Below are 16,497 nucleotides of genomic sequence, written 5' to 3'. Positions count from 1 at the left end.
AAATAATTATATCTTATAGTGTACAAAGAATATTTTTAAGAAAAATTAACGAAATTTTCAAAAAAATGTTTACTTTTATTTTATTCTATATTATTATAGTGTAATAATAATTTAAAAATAGGAGGATGTGTATGCAAAAACAACGTGTGAAAGATTTTCTTAATATTATTTTAAATGGAACAGCACTTGGGATAGTTGTGGGTTTAATACCTAATGCGGTATTGAGTACACTGTTTAAGTATTTAGGAGCACATTTTGCACCGAATGTGTTTACAACATTAACACAAGCAATGTATTTATTCCAATTTGGAGTTCCGGTATTGGTTGGAATGATTATCGGGCAAATGTTAAACTTTAAAGCAATAGAGTCAGCGGTATTGGGATCAACTGTTTTAGCAGCCAGCGGTTCATTAACTTTTAATGCTACGGCAAAGGCATGGACAGGTGTGCCGATGGGTGATTTATTTAATGTTATGTTAATTGCTGCGATCGGTGCATTGATTATTAAGTTAGTAAAAGATAAATTTGGTACATTGACAATTATTTTACTACCAATAGTAGGAGGATTAGTTGCCGCTTTTGGATTAGTTACATTACCATATATGAAAAGTCTAACAAATTTTCTAGCGACTATTGTTTTTAAATTTACAACTTTGCAACCTGTATTAATGTGTATATTGATTGCGATGGCGTTTTCATTTATGATTGTTACTCCGGTTTCAACTGTTGCTATGGGAATTATTTTATTTTCTAATGAAAACTTTATCGGTGCGGGAGCGGCGACACTTGGTGTATTATCTGCAGCAGCCGTTCTTTCAATCGGGACATTTAGAGCCAAAAATAAAGGTGTCAGTCTTGCAATTATTTTAGGAGCAATAAAATTAATGATGCCGAACTGTGCAAGGAAGCCACAATTATTTTTAACTATATTGACTACCTCCGCTATTACCGGCTTGGCAGGATATTTACTTAATATTTTAGGAAATAAAGATAGTGCAGGATTTGGTATTATCGGGTTAATTGGACCTACAAAAGCCAGTGAATTAGGGAGTACATTATTAGGGGTTATTTTAGCGTTTTTTGTAATTCCGTTTACAGTCGCATTTATAGCAGATAGATTATATTCAGATGTACTAAAATTATATAAAACTGATGCGTATAAAACAGATAATTTATAATGACTTATGACCTATAAGTTAAAAATTTAATAGAATTACTTATTGATAGTTGAACACAACGGCTATTGAGTAAAAATTAGCTTTAAAGAACTTTTTCAAATTTAATGAATTATGAGGGGGTGACTTAACAAAAATGATTTTTAATGAAATCATGATTTTTGAGTCGCTCCTCTTTTTACTAATTTTTCCACATTCTTAAACGTTTACAAAAGTTGACAAAACAGGAAGATAAAGTTAGAATTATAGAAAATAATAAATTATTAAGTAGAGGAGATATGGCTATGAAAATTTTATTTGCGGGTGCAGGGGCACTGGGAACAAGATTTGGATATATGTTATTTAAAAATGGAGAAGATGTTACATTTATTGATTCTTGGCAAGAACATATTGATACTATTAAAAAACATGGATTAAAAGTAATAATTGATGATAAAGAATTAGGTAACTGTGATATACCGATTTATAAACCGGAAGAAGCGAAGGGGAAATATGACGTTGTATTTGTTGCTACAAAATCTATGCAGTTGAAAAGTATGTTAAATAAGGTTAAACATTTAATACATGAAGATACAAAAATAATTTGTATATTAAATGGATTAGGGCATGTAGATACTTTAAAAGAATTTGTAAAAGAAGAAAATATTCTTATCGGTGTTACCGTCTGGACAAGCGGGTTAGGAGGACCGGGTATATTAAAAGCGTATGGAACCGGAAAAACAGAAATTAAGCAAGTGAAAGAAGATAATTTAGATAAGACGTTGAAACTAATTGAAAAATTAAATGAATCCGGATTGAATATGAATTATTCAGCAGATACATATCAATCTATTTGGCATAAAGCAGGGTTGAATTGTGTTTTGAATACATATTGTACTTTAATAGATTGCAATATTAATGAATATGGAAGTTACGAAAAGCATTTAGATTTAACGAGAGCGGTATTAAATGAGGTAACTGCAGTTGGGCGTGCAGAAGGAATAAATGTAAATCAAGAAGTTATTGAGAAAAATATAGAGAATTGTTTTGATCCTCGAACAGCAGGGCTTCATTATCCATCATTATATCAAGATATGAAGAATGGGAGATTAACTGAAATTGATTATTTAAATGGTGCAATTTCTAAACTTGGTAAAAAACATAATATTCCTACACCGGTATGTGATGTTATAACACTTATGATTCATTCAAAAGAGCATATCGGAGGAAATAAATAAGATTTCTATAAATATTAGTATAAATAAGAAAATTTTATTTTATTAATCTATAAAATTTTGAATATAAAATAATTATATAAAATTGTTTTAACAAAGGGGTTAGCTAAGGTCACTGAAATAGAAATTGTCAATGTTTTACTTGTATTTTTTTTACAAAAAAGGTATAATAACTCTTATGTTTCAATTTGTCTATTTTTGATAGGAGGAAAAGAATATGTCAATAGAAATTAATAATGAATTGGGAGCTGTATCGATTAGCGATGATGTTGTTTCATCAGTAGCAGGTGGGACAGCTGTGAGTTGTTACGGTATTATTGGTATGGCTAGTAAAAACCAAGTAAAAGATGGAATTATTGAAATTTTAGGAAAAGAAAACTATTCAAAAGGAATAGTGGTAAAAAGAGAAGATGAAAAATTAGTAATCGACTTATATATTATTGTAATGTATGGAACAAAAATTTCAGAAATAGCAAGTAATGTTCAATCATCAGTAAAATACCAAATAGAAAAAACACTAGGTGTCAAAGTAGATTCAGTAAATATCTATATTCAAGGCATTAAGGTTAATAAATAGGAGGATTAACAGTGGAAAAAATCAATGGTCTTATTTTTGCTAAAATGATTGATTTGGGTTCAAGAAATTTGGCAAAAAATGCGGAAAGAATTAATTCATTAAATGTATTTCCGGTACCGGATGGAGATACAGGAACCAATATGAATCTTTCTATGTCATCGGGAGCAAAAGAAACGGCTTCTAATGTTGTGGAAAATATTGGAGAACTTGGAAAATCTTTTTCAAAGGGCTTACTAATGGGGGCTCGTGGTAATTCCGGTGTTATTCTTTCTCAATTATTTAGAGGTATGTCACAATATATTGCAGATAAGGCTGAGATTGATGCTAAAGAATTTGCTAATGCCATTCAAAATGGAGTAAGTATTGCATATAAAGCAATTATTAAACCGGTGGAAGGTACTATTTTAACAGTTGCACGTGAGGCGGCTGCGGTAGGAATGAAGACTGCAGAATCAACAGATTCAGTAATAGAAGTAATGGAAGCAATTTATAAAGAGGCTCAAGAATCATTAAAAAGAACACCGGAGTTATTACCGATATTAAAAGAAGTTGGTGTTGTAGACTCAGGCGGACAAGGTCTTGTTTGTGTATATCAAGGCTTTGTTGCAGCCTTAAAGAACGAAGAAATTGACGGACTTGATGAAGTTGAAATAAATATTGTTGATATGCAATTTGAAGATAATCATGATATGGACTTTATGAGTCCTGAAGATATTGTATATGGTTTTTGCACAGAATTTACAGTGCGTCTTGATAAGAACAAAAAAGAATTTAATGAAGAAAAATTTAGAGAAGATATGAGCAAGTTTGGTGATTCATTACTTGTAATTTCGGACAATGAATATGTTAAAATTCATGTTCATACAGAAACTCCCGGTGATGTGTTTAATTATGGTCAACAGTATGGTGAATTAATCAAAATTAAATCAGATAATATGCGTGAACAACACAGAGAGGTGTTAAGAAAACAAGAAGAGAAACAAGAAACACCTAAGGAAAGAAAAAATCAAGCGATGATTTCTGTTTCCATGGGAGCGGGATTAAGTAAAGTGTTATCTTCTATGGGCGTTGATTATATTGTAGAAGGTGGGCAAACAATGAACCCGTCTACTGAGGATATTATGAAAGCCATAAGAGAAGTAAATGCGGATAATATTTATATCTTCCCTAATAATAAGAATATTCAGTTAGCTGCTAAACAAGCGGCTGAATTGGCGGAAGAAAATGTCTTTGTAATTGAAAGTAAAACCGCCCCACAAGGTGTAGCTGCTGTAATGGCATTTAATTCGGTATTATCACCGGAGGAAAATTATGCAAATATGCAAAATGTTTTAACAACTGTAAAAACTTTAGAAGTAACTTATGCTGTTAGAGATACAAATATAGAAGGTATAGAAATTAAAAAAGGCGAATATATGGGTATTAAAAATGGTAAAATTGTTGTTTCAGATTTGTCATTAAATGCAGCATTAGCAAAACTATTGGAGATGTCAATTGATGAAGATAGCGAGATAGTAACACTATACTTAGGAGAAGAAAGTACGGAAGAATGTACGGATTTCTTAGAACAACTTCTCGAAGAAAAATATCCTGATGTTGAGATAGAATTAGTTGAATCCGGTCAACCGGTATATCCATATATTATCGGTGTTGAATAGAAATAAAAAGTAGCATATATCTAAATCAGGTTATGCTACTTTTAAAGTTAGTCGTATATAATAAAACAAAAATAGTATGAAAGGATGTTTTTATGGTTGATATAATAGTAGGGTTATTATTAGTAGCTGGACTTTATATGGGATATAAGCGTGGTCTTATTGTTCAACTATTTTATTTAGGGACTATAGTAATAGGGTATATTGTTTCAATGTTTTTTAGCCCCCGTTTAGCATTTTTATTTACAGATCTAATTCCTATACCAACAGATGTTACTCAAGGGCTGGAAGGTGTATATAAAGGATTAAATATACCGTCAGCATACTACAGAATAGTTTCATTTATTGTGATATTTATATTAATTAAAATAATTATACAAATATTGGCTTCGATTTTAGGGGTAATAAGAAAATTACCTTTAATCAAAACAACAGATAGATTATTAGGAGCAATATTGGGATTTTTAGAAATTTATTTGGTAGTTTTCTTAATATTATATCTTGTAACTGTTTTACCGACACCGGAATGGAAAACAGCAATATTTACAAATTCAACATTACCTGAATATATATTAGAAAATACACCAATATTATCAAAAAGTTTAATTAGTTTATTCTTTAACAAATAATATTAAAACGGCAATAATCATAAATGGTTATTGCTTTTTTAATATAAAATATATAAAACAGTAAAAAGTATGATATAATATTTTTATTGAATTATTGGGGAAAATGTGATGATGGAACTTTCTAAAACATTACTTCAAGATAAAGTATAGGGATAGTTGAAAATAGTTACTTGTTGGTTTAAAGTGTTTAGAAAGAATTTATACTAAATATTTTTAATGAAATACATTATTTCAAAAATATTTACAGAAACTACATCTTAAAATAATAATATTTAAGTGAAAAGGTAACAACTTTAAATTTTATGGAATAGAAATATTATAGATTTTTTTAAAAAAAGGGAGGTATATAAAAATTTCAGATGGAAAGATTCAAAATAGAAATAAAAGAAGTAAGTGTTAGAGAAATTGATGTGATTGCGGATAATACAGTATAAAAATGAAAATATAGTGTTAGAGAGTTAAGATTATATCTATACAGAATTTATTGTTAATAGTACGAAATGTTAAGGAGTGTGTAGTAATTTGAATAAGAACACAAAACGCAAACTAAACTTGGATTTAGTATTGCAAGATATTGATAAATACTGTTATTCAGAAATGTCATTAGAAAAAATACAGCAATTAGAATATATATCAGATTATAACAAGTTAGTAGAAGTTCATAAAGAGAACGAAGAGGCTTATGATTTGTTACGTAAGTATCCTAACGAATTCAGATTGAAAATTTATAATTATACGAACAGTATAAAAAAAGCAAAGATTGACAGTATTTTATCGGAAAAAGAATTATTTTATATATTAAGAAATATAATAGTGTATGATAGATTTACTAAACGTTTTCTATTTATCAAAGAACAAGAACGTAAACAATATGGTAGTTTAATGAAATACATAGAAAAAATGGATAATTTTGAAGATACTGAACGTTATTTAGATCGAATAATTGATGAAGACGGTTATATAAAACCTGACGCCTCATTGGAGTTGAAAAATATTAAAGTTAACATAATGCGCTTAAAAAATAAAAGTGATCAAGTGTTGAAAAATATTATTCGTTCTAATGGAAAAAAACTTACAGAAGCTATTGTAACAAAACGTAATGATAGGGATGTTATTTTAGTAAAACCGGAGCATAAAAACGACTTTGGCGGTATTATTCACGATGAATCTGCATCGGGAAATACTTTTTACGTAGAACCTCGTGAAAATGTAGAAATTAATAATGAAATAGGAATTTTGCATCGAAAGGAAAAAGAAGAGATACTACGTATTTTAAAAGAAGCGACTGAAATAATTAAATCAAGAGCAAATGAATTAACTAATTCATTATGGAATTTTTCACAAGTTGAATTTATTTTTTCAAAAATGAATTTTTGTGTTAAAAAAGGATTTAACAAACAAAATATTGTAAAGAATCAAGAAATAATTTTAAAAAAAGCGTATAACCCATTAATAGACGCTAATAATGTGGTGAAAAATGATGTAATAATGGATAATAGCGGGAACTCACTAATAATTACCGGACCAAATACCGGAGGGAAAACGGTAATCTTAAAAACGGTAGGTTTATGTATTTACTTATCACATTTAGGTTTTTATATTCCGGCTTTAGAAGAATCAACTGTTGGTTTTTTTGAACATTTATTTGTTGATATTGGAGATGAGCAATCTATAGAAAATAATTTATCAACATTTTCTTCGCATATGACTAATATTATTAGCATACTGGAAAACACAAACAGTAAAACAGTGGTGCTTCTTGATGAATTATGTTCAGGAACAGATCCCAGTGAGGGTGCCGTTTTATCCATTGCATTACTAGATAAATTTAAAACATTAAGAGCAACCTTGTTATGTACGACACACTATCCGGAAATAAAAAATTATTGTTTTGAGTCAGAATATTATAAAAATTCATCTATGGAATTTGATTTTGAAAAACTAAAACCGACATATAGATTTATTATCGGATTACCGGGGAAATCAAACGCTATTAATATTTCTGCTAAGCTGGGTTTAGATACGAAAGTGATAGAGAAAGCGACAACTTTATTGGAAGAAAATACAAAAGAAAATAATTTATTTATTGATAAACTTTCAGAAAGCATAAGAGAATATGATTATAAGTTAGAATATATTAATAAAACTGTCAAAGAAATAGATGAAATAAAGAATATACTTAGTGAAAATTTAGAGAAATATAATGAATATAAGGAAAGTTTATATAATGAATTAAGTATTGAATTAAACAAAGAAATTGATAAGAAAAAAGAAAAGATTCTTGAAATTTATAAACAGTTTAAAGATAATACTGATATAAGGCAACATGAAGTAAATGATGTATTGCATAATATGGACGATTCTAAAAACAATATTAAACTTCAAAAACAATTGGTAGATAAACCGCAGTTTAATAATAGTGAAATTCAGGTAGGAGATGACGTGCTTGTTCTTGGTTATAATCAACGTGCCACTGTTCTTGGAATAAATGGTAATATTTTACAAATTAAAATGGGATCAATGAAACTTAATATTAAGAGAAAAGAAGTCAGAAAAATTGATAGTGAACCGGAGGAAGTAAGACGATATGTCAGTACAAGTAATGTTAGTTCGAAAAAAGTCGGTATAGAGATTAATGTTATTGGGAAAAATACCGAAGAGGCTATACGTGAAATTGAAGATTATATGGATAAAGTTATACTTCAAGGATATGATACTTTTACGATTATCCATGGATTAGGTTCCGGTATTCTTAGAAAAAATATAGCAGAATATTTAAAAAATAATCGATATGTAGAAAGTTTTAGAAGCGGCGGACAAAACGAGGGCGGTTTGGGTGCAACTATCGTAGACATGAAATAAATACAATATTGAAGAAAATAGTGAGATATACAGTAAATCGTATATTTTACTATTTTCTTTAATAAACCATTGACATTGATAATGATTATTGATATTATATATTTAATTAGATTGCAGTATTAGGAAAGGAGGATGTTATGACAAAATTAAATCCATTAACGCTTGTTATTTTAAATTTAATATTTCCGGTTATTATATTTCTAGGAAAGGGTTTACTTTACGAAGGAATCTGTTTAGGACTTGCAGTATTTGTTTTACTTATTTATCGCCGCTATAAACAAGCTTTAAAATTTTTAATTGCTTATATTATATTTTCTGTGTTAGCATATCTTATTGCTATTAGTAATATGGCATTACTTGCTAATTTGTTCGGAACGCTGGTTTATATTTTCCTGCGAATGATTCCGGTAGCAATGATTTCTTATATTTTAGTTAGTGCCGTTAAAAGTAATGAATTATTATCATCGTTTGAACAAATTCGTCTTCCTAAAAAATTAATGTTGAGTGTTACCGTTACGCTTAGATTTTTTCCAACATATAAAACAGAAATAAAGATGATAAGGGAGTCATTGAAAATGAGAAATATTATTCTTACACCTAAAGAACCTCTCAAATATTTAGAATATTGGATAGTTCCGGTTCTCATGAGAATGAATTTAATTGCAGAGGAAATGACGGCAACGGCGATGACTAAAGGGGTCGAGTCACCGTATAAAAGAACATCATTTTATAATGTTAAAATGAGGACATTTGACTATATATTTTTAGTTATTATTCTTTTAATATTTATATTTTTATTAGGAGGAGCGAACAGTGTTAGAATTTAATGATGTTTCATTCACTTATAAGAACTCTAAGGAAAAAGTATTGAAGAATGTAAGTTTTTTTGTAGAACAGGGTGAATGTGTTTTATTAACCGGAGTATCCGGAAGTGGGAAATCGACTGTGGTTCATCTAATAAATGGGCTTATTCCAACTTTATATGAAGGCGAAGTAACCGGTGAAATATTATTTAATAAAGAAAATATAAGTGAAAAAAAATCTTTTGATATAGCAAAAGAAATTGGTTATGTCAGCCAAGATCCTAGAGGACATTTTTTTACAACAAATACAACAAGTGAGTTGGTGTTTGCTATGGAAAATTATGGGATGACTTTGGAAAAAATGCACGAAAGATACGAAGAAATAAAAGAATTATTAGAATTGGATAGTATACTTGATAAAAATATTTTTTATATTTCAAGTGGAGAACGCCAAAAAATTGCGATAGGTTGTAGCCTGTGTTTAGAACCTAAAATGATAATTTTGGACGAACCGTCTTCTAATCTGGATTTCTATACAACTAAGAAACTGACATCTTTAATACAAAAGTTAAAGATAGCAGGATATACGATAATTATAGCTGAACATAGAGTTCATTACTTAAAAGATTTAGTAGATAAAGTTTTACTGGTGAATGAAGGAAAAGTATCTGAAAAAAAAATTTACGATTTAGTAAACAATAAGGAGATACCACTCCGAAGCCTTGATGTGTTTAATTTAGGAATTTATAATAAAAAAGAAGTTACTTCATCTGAGTTGATAGCTAAGATGAAAGATATAAATTATAAAAATATTTTAAATAATATAAACTTGGAAATATTTAAAGGAGATATTATAGGTTTAATCGGAAAAAACGGGGTAGGAAAAACAACATTGCTAAGATTGTTCACGAAGATAATAACTTCAGACAGTGGAGAAATAATAAAAGATTCTAATCCGTTTCTAGTTATGCAGGATATGGATTATCAGTTTTTTACAGAATCTGTTGAAAGTGAGATAAAGTTTGGTAATGACGGAGCTGAAATACAAAGAATTGATACATTATTAAATAGTTTATCTCTTGATAAATTAAAAGAAAAAATTCCATTTGAACTTTCAGGAGGGCAAAAACAAAGATTACTTATTGCAATAGCTGCGTTGTCTAATGTTGATCTTTTAATGTTTGATGAGCCGACTAGCGGTTTGGATTTTGTAAATATGAATAAGGTAAGCGAAATATTAAAAGGAATATCTAAGAACAGTTCTTTAATAATTGCCACTCACGATGTCGAATTCTTGTATAGAACTTGTAATAGAGTAGTATATATTGAAGAGGGGAAAATAAATAAAGATTTTTATTTAACGGAAGAAAATAAAGAAATTGTAAAAGATATATTTTTAAATATGAAAGGATAGGTGAAAATAAAAATGAAATTAAAAACAAAAGATTATATATTTTTGGGAATGACTACAGTTTTATCAATAGTTGTATATGTAATTGCAATGATGATATCTAGTATGTTTGGAGCGTTTGGACATAGTGTATCACCGGGAGTGTGGGGGCTTTTAGCCGGAACAATTTTTGTTTATCTTTGTTATAATTATAACAAATTCGGAATATTTACGGTATTTATTATTATACACATGATTATCTTCTCTTTAATGGGGGGAGCTTATATTCCTTGGCTTATTTCGTCAATATCAGCGGCATTTTTAGCAGATGTTATTTTAAAAGTAATGGGACATGCTAATGTAATTGCCCAATGTTTGGCACTTAGTCTTATAAATATAGGATTTGCTTGTGGTGCATGGATTCCTATTATATTTTTTGCCGATTCATATAAAAGTGATTGGGTAAAACGAGGGCAAACTGCTGAAGCTATGGATGCAAGTATAAAATACGGTTCAGGACACTGGATGATTATAGGAGCAGTTGTTATTATAGCTTTAAGTAGTTTGGGTGTACTAATAGGACGAAAAATTTTGAAAAAATATCAAAAAAATCAAAAATAATACTTGACAATTATTTTTTTAGGGTGTAAAATGATTATCAAATAAAACAAAGCCTTGGAAAAGAATAGTAATTTAGTAAGAAATTTTTAGCGAGTTAACGTTGGTGAAAGGTTAGCAATTACTCTGAATGAACGTACTTTTTTGGTGATTATGAAAATAATTGGTTACTCTGCCTTAAAGAGTTCGAGTGGGTATATTAAATACCAAAAAAAGTGGCAACGCGGAATTTGATTCGTCTTTTTACAATTTACATAAATTGTAAAAAGACTTTTTTATTTAGCTTGCACATAAGTTTATATAATACCATGGATTATATAAACGGGTGATTAATATATCAAAAAGAGTGGCACCGCGTAAATTCGTCTCTTTGTGATTAGATAAAACTAATTGCAAAGAGATTTTTTAATTACTAATTACAACTTTTTCAAAAAATATTTAAGGAGATAAGATGATGAAAAAATTATTATTATTTATAACAGCACTAATGACAATAATCACGTTAACAGCGTGTTCAAAAAGTAATTCAAAAACAAAAGTAACAGAAATAAAAGACAAAGGGAAAATAGTTCTCGGTGTATCACCGGATTATCCGCCTTATGAATTTTTAACAACAGAAAATGGTCAGAAAAAGGTTGTAGGTGCGGACATCTATTTAGCTCAAGAAGTTGCTAAAAAATTAGGAGTTGAAGTAGAAATTCAAGAGATGGCTTTTGATTCGTTAATTGCAGCTCTTAATGCAAATAAAGTGGATATGGTTATTTCGGGTGTTAATCCAACAGATGAAAGAAAAAAAGCGGTTGACTTTTCCGATATTTATTATACAAGTAAAGGAATATTTGTTGTAAATAAAGATAGTGAAGAAATAAAATCTAGTGATGATTTAAAAAATAAAAAAGTTGGAGTTCAAAAAGGGTCAACTTATGAAACTTATGTTAAAGAACAATTAAAACTTGATGATAAAAATATTCAAGCATTAACAGATGTTACAAGCTTACTACAAGATTTAAAAAATAAAAAAATTGATGTGGTTTTAATACCGGACGATGTAGCAAAAATTGCGATGAATAAATATAGTGATATTAAAATCAGTACATTTGCAGCGGAAAACGATCCGGAAGCAACCGGTATGGCAATAGCTTTTAAAAAAGGAAATGATAACAGTAATAAAGAATTATTAGAACAGGTAAATGCAGTTATAAAAGAAATACAGGCTAAAAAACTATTTGAGCAGGAGCTTGATAAATATGCGAAAATAGCTGCTAAAAGCGAATAGAAAGAGGTAAAAAGATAAATGTTTGATTTTCTCCCAAATTACTACACAACATATTTAGAGGCAACGGTAACAACATTAAAAGTTTCACTTATTGCATTATTAATAGGGTTAATACTAGGAGTTTTAGTTTGCTTAGCTAAAATAAGTACAATAAAGATATTAAATATTTTGGCCGGCATTTATGTAGAGGTTATTAGAAATACGCCGATACTGGTGCAAATTATGATTATTTATTTTGCACTACCGGAAGTTGGGGTGTCATTTACACCGTTTATGTCAGCAATTATTGCCCTATCAATTAATTCGGGAGCGTATGTTAGTGAAATATTCCGTTCAGGGATAGTTGCTATTGATAAAGGACAAATGGAAGCCGGACGTTCTCTGGGGTTAAGTTACTTTCAAACGATGAAACTTATCATTTTGCCGCAAGCATTTAAAAATAGTTTGCCGGCACTTGGGAATGAATTTATTTCTCTTGTTAAAGAATCGTCAATAGTATATTTTGTTGGTGTAGCTGATATAATGTTTACGGCTAACACTGTAAAAAATGCAACTTACCAAACGTTTGGACCGTATTTAGTGGCTGCGGCAATATATTTTATAATTACTTCAGTGCTATCACTATTGGTAAAACGTTTGGAAAAAAAATTAGCAAAGTAGGTGAATAAATTGTTGTTGGAAATAAGAAACTTACATAAAAAATTTGGTAAAGAAGAAGTTTTAAAAGGTGTAAATATTAATGTGGAAAAAGGGGAGAAAATTGTAATATTAGGTTCAAGCGGTAGTGGGAAAAGTACGGCACTTCGTTGTATAAATTTATTAGAGAAACCTTCAGCAGGGGAAATAAAGTTTAACGGTAAAGATATTACAAAACAAAATATTAATGAATATAGAAAAAAAGTGGGAATGGTATTTCAAAATTTTAATTTATTTCCCAATATGAACGTATTAGAAAATATAATACTTGCTCCAAAAACTTTTGGTATAGATAAAAAAGAAAACCTTGAAAAAAAGGCATTGGAATTATTAAACAGGGTAGGTTTAAAAGATAAAAAATCCGCTTATCCAAACAGTTTGTCAGGTGGGCAAAAGCAACGTGTGGCAATAGCACGTGCTTTGGCAAATTCTCCGGAAGTTTTGTTGTTTGACGAACCGACAAGTGCATTAGATCCGGAGATGGTTAAAGAAGTTCTTGATGTTATTAAAGAATTATCTGAAGATGGATTAACAATGGTAATTGTTACTCATGAAATGAATTTTGCAAAAGAGGTAGCCGATAAAATAATTTTCATGGATAATGGGATAGCTCTTGAAGAAGGAACACCATCAGAAATTTTTGATAATCCTAAACAAGACAGAACAAAAGAATTTTTCTCAAAAATATTATAAAATTAAATAGTGTGCAAAGTAGCTGATTTATTGTTAAAAATATTTTAATAATAAATCAGCTTAATTTTATGTATAAATATATTTTAGAAGTTCTTATATAAGTTATATATATGGCTTTTTGTTGCTGATAAAAAATATTTTATCCCTATATGTTATTATTAAATTATGATATAATAAGATAGTCAAATTAATATAGGAGGTTTATATGTTTCAGGCATTATATAGAAAGTACAGACCGCAAAACTTTGATGACATAGTAGGTCAAAATCACATTGTTTCTGTTTTGAAAAATGCAATAGAAAAAAACCAAATTAGTCATGCCTATTTATTTTATGGACCACGTGGAACCGGCAAAACATCCATTGCTAAAATTTTTGCCAACGTTGTTAATAAAAATGATATTTATCAAAAAGAAAATGTTGATATAATTGAAATAGATGCAGCAAGTAATAACGGTGTCGATGAGATTCGTGATATAAAAGAAGCTATAAAATTTTTACCGTCAGAAGGGAAATATAAAATATATATTGTAGACGAGGTTCATATGTTAACAACGGCAGCATTTAATGCTTTGTTAAAAACACTGGAAGAGCCACCCGCACACGTTATATTTATTTTAGCAACAACAGAAATTCATAAGATACCTGCAACAATCCTTTCACGTTGTCAACGTTTCGAGTTTAAAAATTTAACAACAAATCAGTTAAAAGATAGATTAATTCATATTGCTAATCAAGAAAATCTTGATATTGAAGATGAAGCGATAACTAAAATTTCTAACTTAGCTAAAGGTGGTTTGCGAGATGCAATTAGTATTTTAGATCAAGTGTCTAACTATGCTGATAAAATAACATTAAAAAATATATTAGATGTAACCTCGTCACTTAGTGAGGAAACTATTCTCGAATTTTATAAATTACTTCTTAGTGGTGATGTAACTAAATCTTTATTGATGTATAATGATTTTTTAAATCAAGCTAAAGATACCAAATTAATATTAAATGATTTAATAAATATTACGAGAGATGTTATTGTATATAAAAATTTAAAAAATACTGATTACACAGGATATGATGTTAATATAATATCAAAAGAAATTGAAACAGTTCCGTTTGATTATTTTTATAGAATAATTCAAATATTGTCAGAAACTGAACAATTTATTAGATTTTCGACAGAACATGTTAGTTATATGCAAATTTGTATTGTAAAAATTTGTTCAAAAGAAATTTTTTCAACTGATAGTAATTTTAATCCATCTCAAAATGTTTCAACAATTGAGATAACAAATTTAGAAAATAGAGTTAAACAGTTGGAAGACAAACTACTAAATATAACTTTTAATAAAACTGAAAATAACGTGTTAGTAGAAGATAAGGAAATTTTACAAGATAATACTACTTTACAAGACGCCTCGCCAAAAGAAGTAATAATAAAAGATAAGATAAAGATTAAGAAATTATTAGCTGATTCTAATGATAATTTTACCAGTTATGCAGCTAATGTATTTAATAAAATTATGGATGAAAATTTAAGTACAAATAATTTTCAAGTTGTGGAAATGCGAAAAATATTCAAATCAAGCACGCTTATTGCATCTTCTAAAACAGGTGGATTACTTGTGTTTAATGAAGTTGATAGTATGATTAGACTGACCCAAAGTACAAAATATAAAAAATATTTAGAAGAGTTATTTAAACATTACATTGGAGTGGAATATACAATATATGCTCTTCAAGCGAATCAATATCAAAGTTTAAAAAATGAGGATAATATTATAGAACAAAAGTCAGTAGAAGTAAAATTAGAAAATATAGAAAAAACTTCAAAAATAGAGGAATTGTTTTCAGATATTATTATAGAAAAATAAACGTTATAGAAAATAAAATTAAATATTTTTAAAAAACTGAAAAATATTGACAAGTTAGCTGATTTTAAATAAAATTATATTATATTAATATTAGGAGGAAATAATATGCGTGGAATGGGAAATATGCAACAGATGATGCGTAAAATGCAAAAAATGCAAAAAGATATGTTAGCAGCCCAAGAGGGATTAAAGGAGCAAACTGTAGAAGGGACAGTATCAGGTGGAATGATAACAGTCACAGCTAACGGTGACGGTAAAATTTTGGATATAAAAATAAGAGAAGAGGTAGTAGATCCGGAAGATATTGAAATGTTGCAAGATTTAGTGTTAACAGCGGTAAATGATGCATTGGAAAAATCTACACAATTAAAAGAAGAAACGCTAGGCAAATTTACTAACGGCTTAAATATTCCGGGTTTATAGTCTAATGCAATATCCAAAACCAATATTAGACTTAATAGATAGTTATGCAATGCTACCGGGAATTGGTAGAAAAACAGCTGTAAGGCTTGCTTTTCACACATTAAAAATGCATGATGATGATATAGAGAATTTTTCAAAATCTCTTGTAAATCTTAAAAAAAATTTAACAAACTGTGAAATTTGTCATAGGCTTAGTGAAACAAAAGTGTGTGATATTTGTTGTGATAAATCAAGAGATGAATCAATAATTTGTGTAGTAGCTACAGATAACGATTTGGTGGCTATGGAAAATATGCAACAATACAAGGGATTATATCATGTTTTAGATGGTCTTATATCTCCTATGGATGGAATAGGGCCTATGGATATTAATATTAAATCGTTGTTTGAAAGAGCAAAAAATCCGGCGGTAAAAGAAATAATTTTAGCGACAAACTCATCACCTGAAGGGGAAGGGACAGCTAGTTTTATTTCACGTTATTTAAAAAATACAGGTATAAAAGTTACAAGACTAGCTCAAGGAATTTCCTTTGGAAGCGATATTGAGTATGTTGATGAAGTTACTTTATCGAGAGCAATTTCAGGAAGAATAGAATTATAATTTAGGAGGATATTG

Annotated in this window: 15 protein-coding genes and 1 other annotated feature; all 15 genes read left to right on the top strand. The window is 29.0% G+C overall.

Features of this window, described 5'->3' with window-relative positions; genetic code table 11:
• Nucleotides 1-131: 131 nt before the first annotated feature.
• The 15 genes from AXE85_RS05475 (at nucleotide 132) to recR (ending at nucleotide 16,482) form a co-directional block, all read left to right on the top strand.
• The gene (locus tag AXE85_RS05475; RefSeq protein WP_062173739.1) at nucleotides 132-1,178 is read left to right on the top strand and encodes a PTS sugar transporter subunit IIC; all 1,047 of its coding nucleotides are present in this window, start codon (nucleotides 132-134) and stop codon (nucleotides 1,176-1,178) included.
• A gap of 281 nt (nucleotides 1,179-1,459) precedes the next feature.
• The gene (locus AXE85_RS05470; RefSeq protein ID WP_062173738.1) at nucleotides 1,460-2,392 is read left to right on the top strand and encodes a ketopantoate reductase family protein; all 933 of its coding nucleotides are present in this window, start codon (nucleotides 1,460-1,462) and stop codon (nucleotides 2,390-2,392) included.
• A 214-nt stretch (nucleotides 2,393-2,606) separates the two neighbouring features.
• On the top strand, nucleotides 2,607-2,966 hold the full coding sequence (locus tag AXE85_RS05465) for an Asp23/Gls24 family envelope stress response protein (RefSeq protein ID WP_062173736.1): 360 nt from the start codon (nucleotides 2,607-2,609) through the stop codon (nucleotides 2,964-2,966).
• An 11-nt stretch (nucleotides 2,967-2,977) separates the two neighbouring features.
• A complete protein-coding gene (locus tag AXE85_RS05460) occupies nucleotides 2,978-4,624 on the top strand; it encodes a DAK2 domain-containing protein (protein WP_062173734.1) in 1,647 nt (548 codons plus the stop codon).
• Nucleotides 4,625-4,716: 92 nt separating this feature from the next.
• Nucleotides 4,717-5,250 (top strand): CvpA family protein, encoded by a 534-nt coding sequence (locus tag AXE85_RS05455; protein ID WP_062173732.1) that lies wholly within the window; start codon nucleotides 4,717-4,719, stop codon nucleotides 5,248-5,250.
• A gap of 522 nt (nucleotides 5,251-5,772) precedes the next feature.
• The gene (locus AXE85_RS05450; protein ID WP_062173730.1) at nucleotides 5,773-8,112 is read left to right on the top strand and encodes an endonuclease MutS2; all 2,340 of its coding nucleotides are present in this window, start codon (nucleotides 5,773-5,775) and stop codon (nucleotides 8,110-8,112) included.
• 137 nt (nucleotides 8,113-8,249) lie between these two features.
• Nucleotides 8,250-8,939, top strand: coding sequence for an energy-coupling factor transporter transmembrane component T (locus AXE85_RS05445; protein WP_062173728.1), 690 nt, complete (start codon nucleotides 8,250-8,252; stop codon nucleotides 8,937-8,939).
• Complete coding sequence (locus AXE85_RS05440) at nucleotides 8,926-10,329, top strand: ABC transporter ATP-binding protein (protein ID WP_062173726.1); 1,404 nt, start codon at nucleotides 8,926-8,928, stop codon at nucleotides 10,327-10,329. Before AXE85_RS05445 ends, AXE85_RS05440 begins: the two co-directional genes overlap by 14 nt.
• Before the next feature lie 12 nt (nucleotides 10,330-10,341).
• Entirely contained in the window at nucleotides 10,342-10,926 is a 585-nt protein-coding gene (locus AXE85_RS05435; RefSeq protein WP_062173723.1) for an MptD family putative ECF transporter S component, read from the top strand.
• A 46-nt stretch (nucleotides 10,927-10,972) separates the two neighbouring features.
• Nucleotides 10,973-11,169, top strand: a binding site (T-box leader).
• A 208-nt stretch (nucleotides 11,170-11,377) separates the two neighbouring features.
• The gene (locus AXE85_RS05430; protein WP_062173721.1) at nucleotides 11,378-12,199 is read left to right on the top strand and encodes a transporter substrate-binding domain-containing protein; all 822 of its coding nucleotides are present in this window, start codon (nucleotides 11,378-11,380) and stop codon (nucleotides 12,197-12,199) included.
• 18 nt (nucleotides 12,200-12,217) lie between these two features.
• Nucleotides 12,218-12,859, top strand: a complete 642-nt coding sequence (locus AXE85_RS05425) for an amino acid ABC transporter permease (RefSeq protein ID WP_062173718.1) — start codon at nucleotides 12,218-12,220, stop codon at nucleotides 12,857-12,859.
• Nucleotides 12,860-12,871: 12 nt separating this feature from the next.
• A complete protein-coding gene (locus tag AXE85_RS05420) occupies nucleotides 12,872-13,588 on the top strand; it encodes an amino acid ABC transporter ATP-binding protein (protein WP_174222374.1) in 717 nt (238 codons plus the stop codon).
• A gap of 205 nt (nucleotides 13,589-13,793) precedes the next feature.
• The gene (dnaX, locus tag AXE85_RS05415; protein ID WP_062173714.1) at nucleotides 13,794-15,458 is read left to right on the top strand and encodes a DNA polymerase III subunit gamma/tau; all 1,665 of its coding nucleotides are present in this window, start codon (nucleotides 13,794-13,796) and stop codon (nucleotides 15,456-15,458) included.
• Between the two features lie 105 nt (nucleotides 15,459-15,563).
• Entirely contained in the window at nucleotides 15,564-15,881 is a 318-nt protein-coding gene (locus AXE85_RS05410; RefSeq protein WP_062173712.1) for a YbaB/EbfC family nucleoid-associated protein, read from the top strand.
• A 4-nt stretch (nucleotides 15,882-15,885) separates the two neighbouring features.
• Nucleotides 15,886-16,482 carry a recombination mediator RecR gene (gene recR, locus AXE85_RS05405; RefSeq protein WP_062173710.1) on the top strand — a complete coding sequence of 199 codons (597 nt, stop codon included), beginning with the start codon at nucleotides 15,886-15,888 and terminating at the stop codon, nucleotides 16,480-16,482.
• Nucleotides 16,483-16,497 lie beyond the last annotated feature (15 nt).

The organism is Gemella sp. oral taxon 928, from assembly GCF_001553915.1.
GTDB lineage: Bacteria > Bacillota > Bacilli > Staphylococcales > Gemellaceae > Gemella > Gemella massiliensis.
The sequence above is the reverse complement of the archived record's forward strand: the minus strand, read 5'-3'. Positions and strand labels throughout refer to the sequence as shown.